The following is a 20,128-nucleotide window of genomic DNA, read 5'->3' as shown; positions in this document are numbered from 1 at the left end:
ATCTAAACAAGACTGAAAGATAGAATTACTCCATAAATTGACAGGAGTAATCCATGAAGCCTATATCTCAACATTCATCTATTTTTCAGCGTTCGTCGATATTTCAACAGACGCCTATTTTCAAATATACAGTCATCGCACTAAGCCTAACCGCCCTGTTTGGTTGTAATACCTCAGAGGCGACAGCGCCTCAAAAACAAACACGACCGATTCAAGTGATCCAACTTGAGCCTCTTTCTCATCAGGTTGAAAAATCCTTCACCGGTAAATTGCAATCATCACAAACGGCTGGCGTCGCATTTCGTGTGCCTGGCACGATTCAAACAATGATGGTCTCGGTTGGTGAGTCAGTAAAGAAAGGCCAACCACTTGCGCAGTTAGACCCTCATGATTACCAAGTCGCGTTGGAAGAGTTACAAGCTCGCTCTCTTGAAGCAAAATCCGCACACAAGCTAGCTAAGGCTGAACTTGCTCGAGTGAAACAAGCCATTGCTGACAACGCGATTGCCGATGTTAATCTGGATCGTGCAATCAGCGGTTACGAAAGAAGTGAAGCGGCGGTTAAAGTCGTGGAACAGAACATACGCCATGCGAAAGATTCGATTCGTTATACCCAACTACTCGCCCCCTTTGATGGTGTGGTTGCGGCATCGAACTTCGATCAGTTTGAACAAGTCCTGCCGGGCATTTCGGCTTTCACTATTCACAATCCTGATCAGCTCGAAGTTAAAATCCAAGTCCCAGAAAACTTGATTCATGAATTCAAGCCGAATCAAACCGCTGTTATCAATTGGTATGGCTCAGAGGAAAAATTGATTGGGTACACCGCTGAAATTGCAACGTCACCTCACCCTATTAAACAAACCTACGCGGTTACTTACCATGTAGAGACAACCAATATGTCAGTATTGCCAGGAAAAGCCGTCACACTGACAACTCAACTTGGCGACGCTAGCAGTAATTTCTGTTTACCGTATTCAGCGTTGGTGAATCAATCTGGCATCGAGCAAGTGTTCACGGTTAAGAACGAACAAGCTCATGGCGTGACTGTGGACGTGGTTTCGATGTCCCAAAATACCGTATGTGTTGAATCAACGCTCAACGATGGCGATTTCGTCGTGGTGAGTGGTGCTCAGTACGTCATGGAAGGCCAACACTTCTCCGATATTCAAGTTAAGAGTCTGTAGGTAAATCATGATGAATCTAGCTGATTTAGCCATCAAACAACGTACCTTCATCCTGTTTTTCACTGCATTGAGTGTCATCGCAGGCCTATTTTCTTACTTTGATCTTGGCAAGCTCGAAGATCCAAGCTTTACCATCAAAACGGCCGTCGTAGTAACACTCTATCCCGGCGCTTCCGCTGAAGAAGTGGAACAGCAAGTTACGGATACCGTCGAAACTAAACTGCAGGAGATGGGATCATTAAACCGACTTCGTTCACTGTCTCGGCCTGGCATGTCGATGGTGTTTGTCGATCTCAAAGAATCTCTTAATTCAAAGGCACTTCCTCAAGAGTGGGACTTATTGCGCCGCAAAGTATCTGACATGAAGCTGTTACTGCCTTCGACTGCACAGATCAGTGTCGTACAAGATGAGTTTTCTGAAGTCTACGGCATGCTTTTCTCTATCCACAGTAAAGATGCATCCCCTGCTGAACTAAGACGTTACGCAGAAGAGTTGCAACGTCGAATTAAAACCGTCGATGGTATTAAGAAGATCGAATTACACGGCGTTCAGCCACGCGTTGTTCATATCGACATCCCAGATGAAAGGTTAGCGCAATACGGCCTATCTATCACACAAGTTTGGTCGCAGCTGAATACGCAAAACATGGCCTTCGATGCCGGTAAGTTTTCAGCAGGAACTGAACGAATCCGAGTTCAACAGTCGAGTGAGTTTGGTTCATTAGACGACATCAAAAACCTGATGATCAAAGGCGGCGTGAGTGAATTAGGAACCAGCTTAATCCGCTTAGGCGATATTGCAGACGTCACAATGGGCTACCAAGAGCCAATGATGACAGAGAACCGCTACAACGGCGTACCTGCAGTCACATTAGCGATGAGCCCAGTCACCGGCGTAAACGTGGTATCACTTGGTGATGAAATCAATCAAATCGTCAGCGATTTTCAAGCAACCCTGCCGTTAGGTGTTGATATTGCGACAGTTGCTAACCAGCCGGAAGAAGTTCAAAAATCGATCGACAACTTCGTAAGCAACTTGCTAGAGAGTGTCGCGATTGTATTCATCGTCCTGTCTATATTCATGGGGCTAAAAAGCGCAACTATTGTCGGCTCAAGCTTACTGCTGACTATCTTGCTGACCCTTACCTACATGAACATGACTTCAATTGATTTACACCGAGTTTCGCTAGGTACCTTCATTCTTGCCCTCGGCATGCTGGTGGATAACGCCATTGTCATCACCGATATGATGATCGTGAAAATCAACAAAGGCATCGACCGCACCAAAGCCGCAATTGACTCTGTTAAAGAGACAGCAACACCACTCTTTGGCGCAACAGTTATCGCTATCATGGGTGCGAGCCCTGTTATCTTTTCAAAAACAGATGCCGCTGAGTTCGCTAGTTCAGTATTCCTTATCATCGCCTCTTCACTGTTGCTGTCTTGGCTAGTCGCGATGACGTTCACAGCCTTGATGTGTTGGTTCTTTATCAAGCCAACTAAGCAAGCTGACGACACCAAAGTGAGCTTATACCGTAAAAGCGTAAACTGGACAGTAGACAACCCACTCAAAGCACTGACGGGGCTTATTCCGCTGATTTTAGTGACGGCACTGGCTATCCCGAACATTGCCGTTAACTTTATTCCACAAGCCGACAGACCTATTCTGTTCTTGGATTACTGGCTTCCAAATGGTGCCAAGGTTGAACAAACCTCAGAGGATATGAAGCGCATCGAGCAATGGTTGTTAGAACAGCCGGAAGTCGACAGTATTTCAACCTATGTTGGCGCAGGTGCTCCTCGCTTCTCAGTGACTATAGAGCCAGAACCGTTTGACCCGGCTTACGGTCAGATATTGATTAACGCGACCGATTTCCTTTCACTCAGCCCGTTGATTGCACGTGGTGATAAATGGTTAATGGAGGAGTTTCCAAATGCCGATCCTCGCTTTATAAGCTTAAAATTGGCGACGGCGGATAAATTCAGTGTTGAAGCGCGCTTCTCCGGCCCAGATGTCGAGGTGCTTCATGGATTAGCAGAGCAAGCGAAAGCTATATTCGCTCAACACCCAGACACCAAGTACGTTCGTGACGACTGGCGTCAAAAGAGCAAAGTGTTAGAACCTGTCATCAACCAAGACAAGATGCGCCTTGCAGGTATTAACCGCGCAGACATTGCATTCGCGATGAAACGTGCGTCAGAAGGCATGCCGCTGGGTCGTATGAACTTAAACGACGAACTGGTGACGATTCAACTGCGTGGTACAGAAAGCTCTATTCAATCGCTAGAAACTTTGCCGGTTCGCTCTTTGTTGGGCATCCACAGCGTTCCACTTGGTCAAGTCATCGATGGATTTGAGCTTACCAGTGAAGAGACCATGATCTGGCGTCGTGACCGAGTAAAAACCATCACTGCACAAGCTGGCGTTGGTCGTTACACCACACCAGCAGCAGTAAGAAATGCCGTTAAAGCGCAAATTGAATCCATCCACCTTCCACACGGTTACCACTTGGAATGGGGTGGCGAATATTACGACGAGCACAAAGCCGTCAGCGATATTCTTAAGCAGCTACCTAAAGCGATGTTGTTAATGGTAATTATCCTGGTTGCGATGTTTAACGGCTTCAAACAACCAGTGATCATCTTCACCACCCTACCGCTTGCGGCGACGGGTGCAACATTCAGCTTGTTACTGCTGGATAAACCGTTCGGCTTCATGGCGCTGATTGGCGCGGTAACCTTGACCGGTATGATCATCAAGAACGGTATTGTATTGATGGACCAAATTGAACTTGAACGTAAAAATGGTCGCTCACTATCTGATGCCATCAAAGAAGCAACCGTTAACCGTACTATGGCTATCTCAATGGGCGCACTCACCACAGCACTAGGCATGATCCCGCTGCTCAGTGACCTACTGTTTGACCAGATGGCGGCAACCATTATCGGTGGCTTGGCTGCAGCAACGGTATTGTCTTTGTTCATAATGCCTGTGCTGTACAAGCTTTTCTATCGAACCGAAGAAAAGAAGACGGTAGCAGAAGCCATCAAAGACGCTGTGATCGTGCTCGATGCAACACCTCAATCTACAAACAGCGGCACTCCAACCTCATTCAACAAGGAGCAATAAACATGTATCCATTAACGAAGTTTAAAGTGGCTCCTATTGCCCTCGCGTTGTTGCTGACAGGTTGTGCGGTTGGCCCCGATTACGAAGAACCACAAACGACCATGGCTGAGACCTTCTTATATAGCCAAGGTGATGTAAACCAAGACGGCGTGAGCCAAAATGAACAGCACAATCATTGGTGGATGCAGTTCAATGATCCAACGCTCAATCAATTAGTGGCCGATGTTCAAAGCCAGAACATCCCACTTAAACTGGCCGCCGAACGCATCAGCATGGCTAACTCATATAAAAGCGTTGTGGAGTCATTCAAAGTCCCGACCATCAATGTCGGAGGCGGTTATTACAACTACCAGTTAAGTGAGAACGACTCCCTACTCGGCCCGGTATTTGGCGCCTCTGATGCGGTTGAATCGGCTACGGGGATGTCTTTGCTGGAAGCGCAACATGATGGCGGATTCTTAGGTGCAAGCATCGCATGGGAAATGGACTTGTTTGGACGTATCGATAAGCAATCCAACGCCGCGACCATTCGAGTGGAACAAGCCGAGATATTCCAATCGGGTTTGAATACCTTGATCACTGCCGATGTCATTCACAACTACCTGCAATATCGCGGCGCTCAAGAGCGAAAAGCGATCGCACTAGAGAACATTGCCGACCAAAAGCAGACTTTAGAACTGGTCACCAAAGTTGTTCGCAGCGGCTACGGCTCGGAGTTAGATCTTGCTCAAGCCAAAGCCATGCTTGCGGCGACTGAATCTATTGTTCCTCAACTTGAAATAGCAGAGCAAGTTCACAAACAACGTATGGCGGTGTTGTTAGGCGAATCACTCACGAGCGTAAACCAACGTTTAGTCGGTGAATTCACCCTTTCGCGAATGAACGATGTAATTCCGACAGGCTTACCTTCTGAATTATTAGAACGACGCCCAGATATCCGAATTGCAGAACGCGAAATGGCAGCCATTAACGAAGAACTTGGTGCAAGCATTGCCAATCGCTATCCAAAATTCTTCCTAACGGGTACGCCAGGAGTGACAGCCGGAAGTTTTGATGATCTGTTCAGTAGCGACTCATTCGGTTGGGCGGCATCTGCAGGCATAAGTTGGAATGTATTCGATGGTGGCCGAGGCGAAGCCATGGTGGAAATGAACGAAGCAAGGTTCCGTTCTGCAGCGCTTAATTATCAACACTCAGTTGATAGCGCCTTTGCGGAAGTCGATTCAAGCTTGTTTGCCTATGGCCGTAGCCAAGAAAACCAAAAGCGCATCGATGAAGCCACCCTCGCCGTCGATAATGCAGTGAGCAAAGCAAAGTCACTCTATAAAGCCGGCCTAGTCGATTACTTGTCGGTGTTAGACGCACAAAGACAACAAAAAGCGATGCAAGATCGCCAAGTGGCTGCCAAACTGCAAACCGCCAACACCACGATTGCGGTGTATAAAGCCTTAGGTGGAGATTGGAAAGTAGCTAATGAGCAAAAAGGTGAGATTGACACAGTCGATTTAGCTTCAATCAACTAGGGCAATTGCCCTAAGAACATGAACGATAAGCTCAATAAAAAATACCGCCGATATTATCGGCGGTATTTTTGTGGGTAGGTATTTTACTGTATTCTCGTAAAGCTTAACTATCGACTTGATTACGCTTCGCCCACTCTTGCAAGGCATCACCCATAGTCAACCCTGTCGCATTATTCATCCACTGCATAAAATCACGGTCGAATTTAAACTGCTCACCAAGCTTGGACTTAAAATATCGACGCACGTTCTGAGTCGTTTTGTAGCTGTCCGTTATGACGGTACTGTCATCAATCTGATTCTTGTGCCAATCAACCTTTTTCATGGTTTAATCTCTTCCTGTCATCTCAATGCATGCACTACGCGTTTCGAGGGCCAAACATAATAATCGCCATACCGAGTAGTGCAACTGAGCCACCAACCAGATCCCACGTTGTTGGCTTTTCGCCATCAACAAGCCACAGCCATATCAGGGCAACAGAAATATACACACCGCCATAGGCCGCATAAACACGCCCTGTCGCGGTAGGATGAAGCGTCAATAACCAAGCAAATAACGCCAGGCTTATCGCAGCAGGAATCAATAACCAAATGCTCTTGTCTTCTCTCAACCAAAGATAAGGTAGATAACACCCTACAATCTCGGCGACCGCCGTAAGTACAAAAAGCCCGACCGTTTTAAATTCAATCACAACTTACCTTTACCGATTTACTAATCAAGCTAACAGAAATAAGAATTGCCTTAAAACAGAGACTCAGAATCAAAGCTAGATATTCATAACTAAAGAACCGTCACGCCTTCAACTTCAATCACTGAGTTAACATTTGCGCGCTCGATTATCTTGAGTAACGTTGTTTGGATTAGCTCATTATCTCGAATTTCTGTTTCGCAAGAGAAACGCTCTTCTTGAACACCATCGCTCTCACCCAACATAAATTGAACCGCAACTTCCGTAGCGAGATCTTTGGTTGCTCCGTAATACGCTAACGTGATTTTTGGGTATCCGTTGTCGCCTTTTTTGACCTGCTTTGCGATGCGTTTTTTAGCTTTATCTAAATTCATACAACTTCCTTTTTAAGCTGAAACTCAAGATGACACTAACGTCTTGTTATGTCGTTGCTTCACTATAAAGTATTACCACATTCACTACATGATTTTATGGATGATAATCCGCTTTTTCTTACGTTAGTTTTTCCACAAGAACCACAAAATTTCAAAGAGTGGACATTGTAAATAGACATTAAAGTAACAAGCGGAATCCAGACCAACAATTCTGGCCCATTACCACCTGAACAATAGATAAAACCAATCGCGAAGATACCAAACATAACAGACTCCAAAGTCCACAATGTTTGTTTGTACTTTGCATCTTTGATAATAAAAAACGTAAAAAATCCGATTAAACTACTGATAACCCCATAGACCGCAAATCCTATAAAGGCTTCTTGTTGATTCATAACTTTCCCTGTCCACATACCACTTTACGGTCCGAGCAACGCCACTAACCTAAACCGTAAGACGTTAAACACTAACCTACATTAAACGAGAAGTGCCAAGCCTTGTAAATCAGTGGCAGGCGTACTTTTCAAATTCTAATCACATTCAGTTAAGCACGTGACAGCACGTAAGAATTACGCGCCAAGAAGCGGTAGATGTTTTCGTTGTTGATAAGTTAAGGCTAGCTCTAAGCACTGCTTAATCGGTGCCTTGGGAAGTGGTTCAGTTAGGTTCAAGACGATTGCCCTATTACCCTGAAATGTCAGCGTGCCATCGTGCAATTCTCTGAATGTGTCGATTAGCTTTGTTTGACAGTTAAAGAACAAGTAATAGTTGTTTGGTGATTTCAATTTCCAGTCAATTCGGATTGGGCTGCCCGTCTTAACGCTGTAACTCGGCTCGCCCCATTTCAGAGACTCTTCGACTTCACCTAACTCCAAATCAGAGGAAAGTTCAAAAATTAACGCTCGTAACTCTTCGAGCCGAACTCGAACATCATCGGGGTACTCGTCGAAATGTATTTTGATTGCTTTGTCCATCGAACCTCCGATTGACTTGTTGCGATATTAAAGTGCCGCTAACTTAAACCATACGACCTTAAACATTAGTCCAACTTTAAACGAAAAGTGCCAAGCCTCGTAAATCACTTTTGAGTTATCTGTTCGTTAGCAGCTTTTAAGGCCGCCTTTAAACCGTCAGCATCCTTACAACCAATGTAAACATGCTTTCCATTGCTTAAACTTAACTTCAGCGCTGAACCTACCGATGCATTATACAACCAACCATCGCTCAACATGCGGATGCCAATACCTTGATACCACTTGCTTTGATAAAACGATGTCTCCGTTATGTCTGACACTTCAACATTCTTACGCCAAAAACCAAAGCCGAAGTACCAGCTCAATACATTGCCTTTGACCTCAATTGTCATGGAGAAAAAGAGCAAAGCAATTAACCCGTTGATGGCGTGAGCGATGAATGTTCCGGAGTTATTATCAGACGTAACGACAATGAAAGCACTTATCGAAACAAGGATCAGCAGCAACCCCTTGTTGTATTCCTTACTATAAAACACAGTTATAACTCCTATAGACAACGAACAACCAATTACCTAGCCAACCGTTATCTTACTGCGGCCTTTTTAAATAATCGAGGCAAGTAATGAAGGCAGACTCCCCCAAACCAAGTAGCATCACCTTGATACTACCGAACCAAAGTATCACAGTATCAAAGCAGAATAACCTCGTTCTGAATCGGAGCCTTGTTTGTAAAACACATCGATTCTACATTAACCACTTGGCAATGCCTTGACCCATTCGGTTCGCAGGACAGCCAGAACGACGGTATCCCACCACCGCCCTTTGAAAAAACGATGCTCTCTAAAATGTGCTTCTTGGCGCATACCTAAAGACTTACAGAGCTTAATGGCAGGTAAATTCTTACTGATTGTCTCTGCATAAATGCGGTGTACGCCCAATGTTGAAAAACCAAAACCAGCCAAAGCGAGAGCCGCTTCATGGCTTAACTTATTACCTTGAGATAATCTTGAAAACGCACATCCCATTGAAGCTTGTTGATTATCTTCTAGACGCAAACAAACAGTGCCAATGAACTGGCCAGTGCTCTTGTCTTCAACAGCGAGTTGATATGATTTCCTTGGTTCTTCAGAAGCCTGAGCTATAAACAAGTTGGTTAACTCTTTATATTTACCAGGGTCACAGTCACTTTCATCATAAAAACGCTGATATTTAGCGTCTTGAGACATCGCCACGAAGGCTCTTTCATCGCTAGGGTTCATATCCCTAATAATCAGCCGCTTTGTCTCAATTTTAAACATCGAAAATTCCTTTTTCATCGTGAAGTAAAACCATAGTGCCCAATAATCCATATTGATCATGAATCTGACTCATCGAATCGCTGGTGTTCCCTCTAAGAGTTTACGTGACCAAACAGTCGAACAATTTGTTAGGTGATGGCTACGATAGCAGGCAATAAAGTAGTGGAAACAAACTAGCGATCAATAAGCTGTTCCCAACAGACGTACTCTCTAATTTTGTCACAATGGTTGATTTAGGAGACTCGTTTTCAATTAGCGAACTAGCAGAAACGCCAGCCATGTTACTAGGGTCACTATATCCGACCTTATGACCGGAAAAAGACAAAAGCGAACCCAAAGCAAGAAGGATTAGCATTGAATAGAACGCATAATCACTTGAAAATGATAGTTTCAAATAGCCTGTGAAATACTCGAAAGTAACCACTATAAGTAGTGCTAATAAATTTGATAGCACTATCAACCTTACGAATTTAAACATATTCCCTCTGAGACCTATAGAACAGCTAACGTCCCAATAAACGGTGAGTGTACGTGTGCCATAATGAAGCGAAACGGAATCGGCACACGCTTATGAATCCGACTTAACTGCTTTGTGAACTGGCTTTTCTAGCGATCACTAAACCATGATTACTTGATCCCAAAAGGCTTGCTTCGTCGCAAGTTGCCAAATGATAATCTAACCATGTCTGATATTGAGATGGCGCAAAGTTATTAACACCGTTAGATATGTAACGTCCAAATCCATCTGTTGCTGCGTGTCCAATTACATTAAACCCATTTTTGTTTACAAGATTTTCAATTTCACTAGGCGTTGCGAAATACCCGACCTTGAAAAAACTATCGGCTTTAGAGTTTGAAACCGTGCCATGGTTATTTAACTCTAAAAGCACCTCCGGAGTGACTAGTTCTGGAAATTGTTGGGCAAACATACCAGCGACAAAGAAACGTGAAATATAAGCTATGGCTAGTACACCATTTGGCTTTAAAATCCTTAGTGCTTCATTAACCGCAAGCTCTCTTTCATGCAGAGTTTTTAGGTGGTACAAAGGCCCAAGAATTACACAAACGTCTTGAGAACTACTTTCGATAAATGACACATCACAAGCATTACCCTCAAACACTTTCAACTCAATACCTTCAGATTTTGCTTTAGTATTTAAAATCTTCACTTGGTCAGGCACAAGTTCTACTGCTGTAACATCACAACCTAATTTCGCAAAATGTAAGGAATAGCGCCCCGTTGCTGCTCCTAACTCACATACTGATTTCCCTTTAAGTAAATAAGGTGTGAGTTTATGTATCGTAGTATCAAACTCTAACTGAGCAATATATTGCCGAGTTAACCTTTCATCTTCGTTTGCACCTGTATATTGGGCTATCAATTCTTCCATTGGTCACATCCCCTTTCACCCAATTAAGTAGCTGACAACGCTACCACTACACAGTCGACTTAAATTTGTTATTAGAACGATACTTAAAGGCATCGCTCTAACTAAAAACGACTTTAGTCTTCATGCCGTAGACCCAGATGGTAAAGTTATACTTCAGAAGTCAGTAACTCGCTATAAACTACTGACTACAATAGCAAATATGCAACTCGTACGTATAGACGTCGAAGCGTGTGGTGGTGCACATTATTGAGTAAGAATACTCAATCAACGGGGGACATGACGCTAGTATCGTCACCGACGACACAGCAACCTTTAGCTATAAAAAAGTAAGACCAATACACGCCGTGTTTCGGAACGAGCCCACCCACTTAGCTGAAAGGCATCGATAATAAGAATAATGGCATTAGAGAAAACAGAAGAGATGTGACGAAGAAAGAAACGAAAAATAGCTAACTAGTTGATAAAATTGCTATCGCAACCTTATCTTGGCCTCACTCGTCTTAAGAAAAGAATCAAGGCGATATGCCCTTCAAACTCAATTACACAATTTACTTAGTAAAGTGGCTTCGGGCTTGTTCAACATTCGGTATTTAGTGTTGGCTGCGCAACACCTTAATCCTTATTCGTTATATTGATTACTCACAGCTCAAATATTACTCTTAATAGCCAATGTAATTAATGCTGATGAAACACCAACGATGATACTAATTAGTGCCGTAAACATCCTTTCAACTCGCTTCGCTCGAAGCTCATCAAAATACAATTGAGTTTTTGCTGTCATTGTAAATAACTTACTTCCATAACCTTTACGGCCACTGCTATTATGATAATTGTTAACCTGTTCCTCGCCAGATACTTTTGAATAAAATATAGAGGCAAGTAATTTTTCGTCATATGGCTTACCTGATGAATTACGCAGATCACAACTAATGTAACCACTAACTACAAGACAAGCTAAAGGAAAATAATCTTTGTAATCATTATGTTTTACGTCAATAGCTTTGCTTAAATCCTCTAAACTAGCCTCTCGATTGGCTAATATGAGTTTAAGCAGTTTATGATGATGTAATTTCAATTATTACCCCTAAATTAAAAAACAATATAACGCCGCGTTAAGGTGTGAGTAACGCAATACCGAAGCCTCTGCATTGCACCTTAAACACAGGAATTAATGCAAAGTAAAAATGCCACGCGTTACGAATCACTCTTAAACGCCTTGTTAAATTTATATTTATCAGCGACGTAGCGGGCTGAGTTTTCAATGTATGGGAATACTGTACTTTCATTAATATTTAGTAGATCCAGCTCCTTCAATAGTACAGTTTTGTTAGTTATTGTAATCCTTAATACTTCAATTTCTTCTGTACCTTTTTCGTCAAATATCACTTCGTGACCGAACAATAAAAAAGCTCCTGATTGAGAGGTTATTCTGTCATTGCTCTTTTTCCCTTTTACACAAATGACTTTTCTCATATCTTTTGGATCTATAATTGGTTCAAAAAATGGCTTTTCTTCTTTTATAAAGTGTAAGAGCCTTCTAACCGATTTCTGCTCATTAAAGTCTTCAATATCCAAATTGAAATCAATCTTATCCTTCTCAGACTTGGGTAGCCTTGAAAGATTAGATATACAACTAGCAACATCAGAGTCAAAATACTTTACGCTCTCCCTTTTAACGGAAAATATTATAACTTCACCAGACTCTTCAGAGGATCCTTTACATGCGAAATACAGTGCAATCAGAGGGTTAGATGTTATATCTAACAACCTTGTCGGTAACGAATAATGCTGCATTCTAACTAGTCGATCTAAGGTGTAGATATCTGACGAAAAATCAGCTGAGTTTGATACCAAAAGCTCTCGGAAAATAATGTGTTCTACATCACGATATAGATAGTTACCCTCTTTGTCTTTCCTGAACAGTGATGGCTCAAGTTTGTATTGATCTTTACTCGAATGACCGCGATAGAAAATCTCACGATCTTTTTCATGTTGATAAGACAACACTTTTTTTATAAAACCCTGTAGCTTTGTAATTGTAGGAGACTGTGACTTTTCCGCTGTAGGTTTACCCGATTTAGAAATGTCTTGAACATTGTTTAAAGGGATACCTTGATTTTTTAATCTTGCGAAAAGATCCTCATCTTTTACCGCCCAATGAGTTCGATTCATTTCCCAACCGCGTATATCTAGAAGATCTGCAATTGGCTCAATTTGGGCGAATGGTATAGGTTCAATATCTTGAGAAATTTGAAATTCAATTAATACTGTTCTATTTCGCTCTTTGATCGACGTTAAGTATCCAATGTAAACGTCGCTTCTCGCCCCTTCGTAGGCAAAGAGGCATGGATAGCTTTTTAGTAAATCAATATTTGATTCATTAAGATTTTTAAGTGCTTCAGATAGATTTTGGTTTGTGTATTCAAGAAATCGACTTCGATCGTATTGATAATGATTCCGCTCCCAGGCTCCATCTTCAGCTGTCACAAACAAATTATACATCCAATGTTGAACTCCAATAAATTTAACGCCGCGTTAAGCGGACAAAAATTGTGGGTTATAATGTGTAGCGAAGCGAAACGTAACCCACTGTTTTTGTTCCGTTTAAACGCCTTGTTAGAACTCTATATAGCCTTGTTTTTCTGATGTAATTTCCTTTCCAACTCCACCATAGACAAAGAAATCCCAATCAGGTGCAAAATGATAAAATAATCTAAAATCACTTTCACTGCCTGGTGGGAAGCTAGGGTTAAAATTAAAACCATCTTTTCTATAGCGATTTTCACTTAACTTCTCCCAGCCTTCAATACTCTGTGGGCAAATTTTATTCTTATTACATTTATCAGTAATCATCTCAGCAATAATTAATGTTTCATCTTCCATTCTAGAGATGTGATTAGTGCAGTAACCAAACCCTAGTATTGGTAAAATAATACAAACCAAAATGAATAGTTTTAAATTAGACAACACTTATCTCCGCGAGAGTTCTAACGCCCAATTAAGGTGTGAAGCACGCAACCACGACACTCAGTTTGACCACCATAATCACTGAACTCGACTCAAACCAAAAATGCCAAGCGTGCTGAATCACTCTTAAATTGTTTGTTAGCTTTGTAGTGATTTTTTTAACTGTTCAACTAGACCTTTATCTGGTTTTACTGCAAAGGTCTGCCCTTGTGTCGTATGAACCCACAGTTTCAATGAGTAAAGATTAAACTTAGAAGTTTCAGTAACTGATTTAGGAAAACGAACAATCCAGTCTTCGTCATTTCCTTTATAGCGAAACGGGACTGCAAATGTTGCGTCCTCTCCCTCAGCTAAAACTTTTGGTAAATCGTCAAAACCAGGTAGCTTGAACATTTGAATGAAACTAACCTTGTTTTTCCAAAAGCCAGCTCTCCATCCTATGCTTTCAATCTTAGCTGGCTTATTACTCAGATTAACAATTTTAATCACACAGTGATCTGGGGCGTTTTCCTCGGTTCGGCTTACTAATTGCATATGTCGAACTGTAATGCGTAGTTTAATTTTGTTCTGATTATAAGCAAACCACAAAGATGTGATCACAGCAGAAACTGTACCAACACTTGCAACCCACGTACCGATCATTGACCAGAATTGAATATCTATCGAACTCATTTAATTCCTCTGAAAAGCTAACGCCGCACTAAGCGGACTAAAATTGTTGGTTATAATGTGTAGCGAAGCGGAACCTAACCAACTGTTTTAGTTCCGTTTAAGTGCCTTGTTAGCCCTTTTCACAAAGGTTCATCCAAAGCTTTAATTTTAATGGTTCGGTCATTGACCAAGTATTTGCAAGTAACCAAGTAAACATTTTTTCCTGAGACAAACAAATTACGTCTTTTACACATTCTCCAGGGTAAGCACTCGGATTAGTAGAAAATAGAATAATTGTTTTATTTAATGACGTAAATTGTTCGTAATTAGTAGGAGGCAACGGATCCGGATACTTACCCGATTTCACTTGAACATAACAGACTTTAGATTTCTTATTTACCATAGAGAATTCGAACATTGGCTTACTTCTAAAGCAAGTCGACTTGACTAGAATCCAACCTTCATCTTGCAGGTATGACGAAACCATATCTTCAATTTCATCTGGAGTCATAATTGAGAACAAGTCTTGCTTATCCATTAAACCTAGCTTTTGGGTTAATAATGATTCATCAATGTCAGGAAGCCAATTATTGTTTATTATTAGCTTTTCAAAAATAACGTCATGGCACTTTTTTTCATTTTCACTTATATAAATTCGCTGAATCATTTTTGGAGCTATTGTTCCACGCTGGACTACTCCAGAAACAAATATTTCGGGAACTTCGACCCAGTCAGCTTTTCTTGCATGACCTAAATCGTAATCAACAAACTTTTCATCTATCTCATTGCCAAAAACAATTTCGTCTTTGGCTCTACACAGATAATAACTTCCCTGCTGATGTAACCAGACATGATCACCATTTTTTACTTCTTCAAGTAATTTCTTTAAAGCATATGGCCAATTATCAAAGTGATCCTTAACGAGTTTTTTTGCTTCTGATAGGGATGATGCTTGCTCACTCTTGTATGCACCTGACCAGCCAACACCAAGAAGTGATTTCTCTTTACATAAATTGAATGGATTAAATCCTGATTCACTATCAGGCTTAATGGATAACTTCCATGTGCTCATGAATACTCCTTGAGGGCTAACACTTAAGTATTTATCCGTTGTCGTAGCACAATGGATAAATACCTGTTGGACTTGGCCGCTTCTATCTATGGAATTTGCTTTTTAGGACTGACTTACGTTCCACTATTATCATTAAGACCGGTACCCCGTCAGCCGTCCATTTTTCACTTCTAGCCACCAATTTATCTACTGCGACTATACCCGTTGCATAATCTTTTTAAAAGCGAACAATGCCCCTCTCTCGCCATAACACAACGATAATTTTATTCATTACAATCAGACAACTAGGTCAGTCGGTGCTCTGAAACAACTATCCTAGGTCTAATATTGATGCACACGAGTACCATGCTGTTGCTATGGCAGTTCGGACAACAAGCTTTCTCTTTCAGCACTTCCGATTTCTCTGCGGGTCGCTTTCGTAAGCTTTGCCTAATTTCCGCTATCGCTTTTACCCGCACAGCATTAGCTAGAAAGCCATAGTAGCGTATTCGCATTAGCCCTTTAGGCAACACATGTAAAAGTAAGCGTCGAAGTAACTCACCCGCATTACAACACATTCTTTGCGTCCCATTGGTTCGGTAGTCTTTGTAACTCATCGTGATACGGCCATCCACGTTATAACTTAATTGGTTGGGATTTAACCCGATACGATTGCAATACCGAGATAGATAACCCACTACCGCTGTAGGCTCGTGGAGTACAGGTTTACTGTACACAACCCATCTCTTACTAGCGGCTTCCTCTAATAAATTACTGTGCGTTGCTATTAACTCGCTTACTCGACATAACATCTCTTTCTTAAAGCGAACGGATAAGGCTTTAACCGGGAGCAGGTAACTCTCTTTTCTTGTCGGTTGCCATTGCCGATCTTTTGTAAGCACCCCACTCGGTAGTAGGCAATGAATATGAGTATGTTGACTCAGATTTCTTCCCCAAGTATGAAGAACCATTAATGCTCCAAGTTGACCGACAAGGTGATGCCGCTCATTAGCAAACGCGCATAATGTTGCCCACACTGAATGAAACAAGCATTGATAAACCACCTTAGGATGCGCTTTAACCAGAGCATTGAACTCGTGAGGTAAGGTAAAAACCATATGATGGTAGGCCACAGGTAAAATATCTTGGCTTCGCTTTGTTAGCCATTGCTGTCTCATCTGCTCTTGGCAATTGGGGCAATGACGATCTCGACAAGAACAGTACCAACGAGTTTCATGGCCACATTGCTGACAACGCCAGTCGTAACTGCCCATACGCTCCGTTCGGCAGTCTCTTAAATGGTTAAGCACTTGCCACTGTCTCGGTGTGACTTTGCTTTTATCAAGCTCTTCTAAGCCTTGTGTTAATACGGCTTGGTAAGGAGATAATGCGTTCATTCGCTCTCCTCCCATAGTTGAGCAACTAAGTCGAACTTACTTCCGTCCGAGCTTTCGTTGTGATGACCTATCCAATGGGTGTACCTCAATGTCGTTTTGATATTCGAATGTCCGAGGTAACGCTGCAGAACATTCAAAGGCATGCCCGATTCGAGCTGATGAGTCGCATAAGCGTGCCTCAAGGCGTGTATTCCTCCTAATTTTCTGACGTTTGCCTCAACTTTTGCTGCTTTGAAGCACTTCTGCAAAGAGCTAATACCCAATGGCTTTTCGGGCTCTAGGCTGGGAAACAGCACTACGGTTGGGTGATAATGACGCCAGTAATTTCGAAGATGATTCAGTTGGCTATCACCCAGTGGAACAAAGCGATCTTTTTTACCTTTACCACAATGAATGTGCAGTCGTTTCGCCGCACCATCGATGTCTTTCACGTACAAGCCGACGACCTCACTGACACGTAGGCCACACCCGTAACACATTTCAAGTGCGGTCTGATATTTAAGACTTCGACAATGACTAATGATACTTCTTACTTCCTCGCGATTAAGCAGCTCCGGTATTTTACTGGCACGTTTAATCGGGGGAACCAGTCGCTCTTCAAATTCCCTATTCAAAACGGCACGATAAAAGAACAAGATGGCATTCAACGCTTGAGCACAAGTACTGCTACTTAAGTTCCGCTCTTTAATGAGCGTGCGCAAATACGCACTAATCTGTTGATCGGTAAGTAAATCGGGAGATAGATCGTAAGTAGTAGATAGATCTTTAACCCAACGTAAATAGCTAGCATGGGTTTTCGGAGAAAAACGGCGAACCGCCATTTCATCGATAAGTTGTTGTCTTAATGGGCTCATGATGTATTCCTTAATCTATGGATACATCATAAGTTTGGTCTATCGGATAAGTGAGAGGAAAGTCCTCCGCGAAGCGGCTTAGTTCAACAGTTCTTAAACAGAAAAATTCTGCATTTAAATACAGAATTATTCTATCTAGTCTCATATGCGCGGTAATCTATCACGACTAATCACAGTATTTCAGTGACTTAAAACATAGATAGGCTCATTGAATGACAAAATGCAGAATATTTCCATATAGTATGAATTGCGCAAAAATCCCTCCTGCTGGATATAAACACAGTTCCCATGAGCATGCCGCAAAACACAAAAAAGCCTGCCTTTTATGCGAACATAAATGGCAGGCTTTATACGTTAGTTAAGCTTGTGAGTGGCTAGCTTACGCGGCTTCGAATGCGAGGGCTTTCTTCTCTACCTGACGGAAGATTAGCGTTAATACGCCGTTTACTGCTAAGTAAAATGCACCAGCAATGCCGAACACGGTGAGCGTGTCGTAGGTTTGGCCGTTAATACGCTGAGCGTAGCCCATCAAGTCCATGATGGTGATGGTGCTTGCCAGTGACGTACCTTTGAAAACTAGAATCACTTCGTTCGAGTAAGCTGGAACCGCGCGACGTAGTGCGTATGGCAGTAACACTTTAAGCGTCGCAATTTTGTCCATGCCTAATGCGCGACATGCTTCCCACTGCCCTGCTGGAATCGCGTTAAATGCACCTCTGAACAGTAGCGTGCTGTATGCCGCGGTGTTCAATGCGAGTGCTAACATTGCACAGAACCAAGGTTGTCTTAACCAAGTCCATAGGAAGCTATCACGAATCCAATCGAATTGACCCGGGCCGTAATACACCAAGAAGATCTGAACCAACAATGGTGTGCCGGTAAACAGCGTGATGACGCCACGAGTGAACCAGTGAATCGCCGGTACTCTTAGGATTAGCGTTACCGTCATCAGCAACGACAAGATACAACCAACAAGCAATGAAGCGCCTGTGAGTTGAAGACTGGTCACTAAGCCTTCAAGCATTTGAGAGAGGTATTGTTGATTCATGCCATTGCCCCTTTGTTACCCAAACCTTGAATAGAAAACTTACCATCAATCACTTTTACCAATCTTTGTGTGATTAAAGTGATGACCAAGTAGATTGCTGCTGCTGTCGCGTACCAAGTAAATGCTTCGTGCGTTGCAGCGGATGTCAGTTGTGCTTGTTTCAACAAATCCGTTACGCCAATCAGCGATACTAATGCAGTGTCTTTTAGTAACACTAACCATTGGTTGGTTAACCCTGGTAGCGCGTGTCTTACCGCTTGAGGTAAAACTATACGAAAGAATGAACGCGATTGAGAGATACCAAGCGCGCTTGCTGCTTCTCTCTGCCCTTTGCTTACTGCTTTCAAAGCACCACGGATGGTTTGCGAAGCGTAAGAAGCAAAGATAAGTGACAGTGCAACAACACCAGATAAGAACGGGCTCACTTCTATGAAGTCGCCAGTGATCATGAACAGAACTTGTGTCGAACCAAAATAGATAAACAGCACGACCAGAATTTCTGGTAAACCACGAACAATCGTCACAAATGCAGTCGTTGGCCATTTGATTGCAATACGACGAGACATCTCGCCACTTGCAAACAAAACTGCTAGAACCAATCCAACCAATAGGCTTACGAATGCAAGCTGAACAGTCATCCAGCTTGCTTCGACGAGCCCTAAAGAGTAACCCGTTAATTCCATAAATTACTTACCGAAGTACTTGTTGAAGATCTTGTCGTATTCGCCGTTCGCTTTCACTGCTGCAAGTGCAACGTTAAGCTGATCTACAAGTTCTTGGTTGCTCTTGTTTACTGCGATGCCAAAGCCGTTACCGAAGTACTCTTGGTTCGTTACTTGGTCGCCAACGTACGTTAGGTTGTCTTCTTTCTTGAACCATTCTGCTACAACGGCTGTGTCACCGAATACAGAATCAATACGACCGTTTTTCATGTCGATGAATGCATCTTGGTAGCTTGAGTAAGGAACCGCTGTTACGCCAGCCATTTGCTCAAGTAGGAAGCTTTGGTGAGTTGAACCGTTTTGAACACCAACACGCTTACCTTCTAGTGCTGCTTGGTCTGCAACTTTACCTTCAATAGAGATGAATGCTGCTGAGTTGTCGTAGTAAGCGTTAGAGAAGTTCACTTGTTTAAGACGCGCTTCTGTGATGTCCATTGCCGAGATAGCGGCATCGTAACGTTTGAATTTAAGTGCAGGGATCAAGCTATCGAATGCTTGGTTGTGGAAAGTACACGTTGCTTTCATCTCTTCACAAAGTGCGTTTGCTAGGTCTACGTCAAAACCTTGGATTTGGTTGTTCTCGTCCATGTATTCGAATGGTGCGTAAGTTGCTTCCATTGCGAATTTGATTTCGTCTTGTGCCGATGCATTAACAGCCATGCCTGCAGAAGAAAGGCCGATAAGTGAAGCTAGTAGAATCTTTTTCATTTTGTTACTCCGAATCTGTGTGATTTTGACCTGTGGCCATTTTTATAATTTGATTTGTTTTAACTGAATCTATGTTTGACTAAATTGTGTTGTGATTAGCCGAATCAAGTAAATTAGCTGAATCTTGTGGGTTATGTGAATCCAATGCGTTAACTCAGGTTTAATGA

The 20,128-nt window shown here is 42.5% G+C and carries 22 protein-coding genes and 1 pseudogene; 4 read left to right on the top strand and 19 right to left on the bottom strand.

What is annotated here, in order from left to right; translation table 11 throughout:
* Positions 1-53: 53 nt before the first annotated feature.
* From K08M4_RS07300 to K08M4_RS07290, 3 genes are read left to right on the top strand one after another with little or no spacing between them, the layout of a single operon-like run.
* Positions 54-1,187, top strand: a complete 1,134-nt coding sequence (locus K08M4_RS07300) for an efflux RND transporter periplasmic adaptor subunit (RefSeq protein WP_086049393.1) — start codon at positions 54-56, stop codon at positions 1,185-1,187.
* A gap of 10 nt (positions 1,188-1,197) precedes the next feature.
* Entirely contained in the window at positions 1,198-4,317 is a 3,120-nt protein-coding gene (locus K08M4_RS07295; protein WP_198299324.1) for an efflux RND transporter permease subunit, read from the top strand.
* Between the two features lie 2 nt (positions 4,318-4,319).
* The gene (locus K08M4_RS07290; RefSeq protein WP_086049391.1) at positions 4,320-5,840 is read left to right on the top strand and encodes an efflux transporter outer membrane subunit; all 1,521 of its coding nucleotides are present in this window, start codon (positions 4,320-4,322) and stop codon (positions 5,838-5,840) included.
* Between the two features lie 103 nt (positions 5,841-5,943).
* Here the strand turns inward: K08M4_RS07290 and K08M4_RS07285 are convergent, their stop codons facing one another.
* The 9 genes from K08M4_RS07285 to K08M4_RS07245 form a co-directional block, all read right to left on the bottom strand.
* Entirely contained in the window at positions 5,944-6,162 is a 219-nt protein-coding gene (locus K08M4_RS07285; RefSeq protein WP_086049390.1) for a DUF6434 domain-containing protein, read from the bottom strand.
* Between the two features lie 34 nt (positions 6,163-6,196).
* Positions 6,197-6,529 carry a YnfA family protein gene (locus tag K08M4_RS07280; RefSeq protein WP_004733816.1) on the bottom strand — a complete coding sequence of 111 codons (333 nt, stop codon included), beginning with the start codon at positions 6,527-6,529 and terminating at the stop codon, positions 6,197-6,199.
* Between the two features lie 89 nt (positions 6,530-6,618).
* Positions 6,619-6,900 (bottom strand): hypothetical protein, encoded by a 282-nt coding sequence (locus tag K08M4_RS07275; protein WP_086049389.1) that lies wholly within the window; start codon positions 6,898-6,900, stop codon positions 6,619-6,621.
* A gap of 62 nt (positions 6,901-6,962) precedes the next feature.
* Complete coding sequence (locus K08M4_RS07270) at positions 6,963-7,295, bottom strand: hypothetical protein (protein WP_086049388.1); 333 nt, start codon at positions 7,293-7,295, stop codon at positions 6,963-6,965.
* 174 nt (positions 7,296-7,469) lie between these two features.
* Positions 7,470-7,874 carry a DUF1801 domain-containing protein gene (locus K08M4_RS07265; protein ID WP_086049387.1) on the bottom strand — a complete coding sequence of 135 codons (405 nt, stop codon included), beginning with the start codon at positions 7,872-7,874 and terminating at the stop codon, positions 7,470-7,472.
* Between the two features lie 104 nt (positions 7,875-7,978).
* A complete protein-coding gene (locus K08M4_RS07260; protein ID WP_086049386.1) occupies positions 7,979-8,431 on the bottom strand; it encodes a hypothetical protein in 453 nt (150 codons plus the stop codon).
* Between the two features lie 192 nt (positions 8,432-8,623).
* Positions 8,624-9,172 carry a GNAT family N-acetyltransferase gene (locus K08M4_RS07255; RefSeq protein ID WP_086049385.1) on the bottom strand — a complete coding sequence of 183 codons (549 nt, stop codon included), beginning with the start codon at positions 9,170-9,172 and terminating at the stop codon, positions 8,624-8,626.
* 139 nt (positions 9,173-9,311) lie between these two features.
* Positions 9,312-9,650: a hypothetical protein gene (locus K08M4_RS22260; protein WP_086049384.1), complete on the bottom strand. Its 339-nt coding sequence runs from the start codon at positions 9,648-9,650 to the stop codon at positions 9,312-9,314.
* 103 nt (positions 9,651-9,753) lie between these two features.
* Positions 9,754-10,563 (bottom strand): class I SAM-dependent methyltransferase, encoded by an 810-nt coding sequence (locus K08M4_RS07245; RefSeq protein ID WP_086049383.1) that lies wholly within the window; start codon positions 10,561-10,563, stop codon positions 9,754-9,756.
* A 70-nt stretch (positions 10,564-10,633) separates the two neighbouring features.
* Here K08M4_RS07245 and K08M4_RS21955 point away from each other — a divergent pair.
* Positions 10,634-10,810 (top strand): annotated as a pseudogene (locus K08M4_RS21955) (IS110 family transposase); the annotation flags it as partial.
* Between the two features lie 399 nt (positions 10,811-11,209).
* Here the strand turns inward: K08M4_RS21955 and K08M4_RS07240 are convergent.
* The 10 genes from K08M4_RS07240 to K08M4_RS07190 form a co-directional block, all read right to left on the bottom strand.
* Positions 11,210-11,638, bottom strand: a complete 429-nt coding sequence (locus K08M4_RS07240; RefSeq protein ID WP_086049382.1) for a hypothetical protein — start codon at positions 11,636-11,638, stop codon at positions 11,210-11,212.
* A 119-nt stretch (positions 11,639-11,757) separates the two neighbouring features.
* Positions 11,758-13,065: an FRG domain-containing protein gene (locus K08M4_RS22255; RefSeq protein ID WP_086049380.1), complete on the bottom strand. Its 1,308-nt coding sequence runs from the start codon at positions 13,063-13,065 to the stop codon at positions 11,758-11,760.
* A gap of 114 nt (positions 13,066-13,179) precedes the next feature.
* Positions 13,180-13,530 (bottom strand): hypothetical protein, encoded by a 351-nt coding sequence (locus K08M4_RS07225; RefSeq protein WP_157665734.1) that lies wholly within the window; start codon positions 13,528-13,530, stop codon positions 13,180-13,182.
* Between the two features lie 138 nt (positions 13,531-13,668).
* Complete coding sequence (locus K08M4_RS07220) at positions 13,669-14,202, bottom strand: hypothetical protein (protein WP_060531649.1); 534 nt, start codon at positions 14,200-14,202, stop codon at positions 13,669-13,671.
* Positions 14,203-14,311: 109 nt separating this feature from the next.
* On the bottom strand, positions 14,312-15,253 hold the full coding sequence (locus K08M4_RS07215) for a hypothetical protein (protein WP_086049378.1): 942 nt from the start codon (positions 15,251-15,253) through the stop codon (positions 14,312-14,314).
* Between the two features lie 284 nt (positions 15,254-15,537).
* Positions 15,538-16,629 carry an IS91 family transposase gene (locus K08M4_RS07210; RefSeq protein WP_086049377.1) on the bottom strand — a complete coding sequence of 364 codons (1,092 nt, stop codon included), beginning with the start codon at positions 16,627-16,629 and terminating at the stop codon, positions 15,538-15,540.
* Positions 16,626-17,483, bottom strand: a complete 858-nt coding sequence (locus K08M4_RS07205) for a tyrosine-type recombinase/integrase (protein ID WP_086049376.1) — start codon at positions 17,481-17,483, stop codon at positions 16,626-16,628. The genes K08M4_RS07210 and K08M4_RS07205 overlap by 4 nt, the downstream gene beginning before the upstream one ends.
* 379 nt (positions 17,484-17,862) lie before the next feature.
* Positions 17,863-18,531: an arginine ABC transporter permease ArtM gene (artM, locus tag K08M4_RS07200; RefSeq protein WP_086049375.1), complete on the bottom strand. Its 669-nt coding sequence runs from the start codon at positions 18,529-18,531 to the stop codon at positions 17,863-17,865.
* On the bottom strand, positions 18,528-19,214 hold the full coding sequence (artQ, locus tag K08M4_RS07195; protein ID WP_017083621.1) for an arginine ABC transporter permease ArtQ: 687 nt from the start codon (positions 19,212-19,214) through the stop codon (positions 18,528-18,530). Before artQ ends, artM begins: the two co-directional genes overlap by 4 nt.
* A gap of 3 nt (positions 19,215-19,217) precedes the next feature.
* Positions 19,218-19,961, bottom strand: a complete 744-nt coding sequence (locus K08M4_RS07190) for an arginine ABC transporter substrate-binding protein (RefSeq protein WP_086049374.1) — start codon at positions 19,959-19,961, stop codon at positions 19,218-19,220.
* Between the last annotated feature and the right edge of the window lie 167 nt (positions 19,962-20,128).

The organism is Vibrio syngnathi, assembly GCF_002119525.1.
GTDB lineage: Bacteria > Pseudomonadota > Gammaproteobacteria > Enterobacterales > Vibrionaceae > Vibrio > Vibrio syngnathi.
Note: the sequence above shows the minus strand (reverse complement) of the source record. Positions and strands in the feature narration are given on the sequence as shown.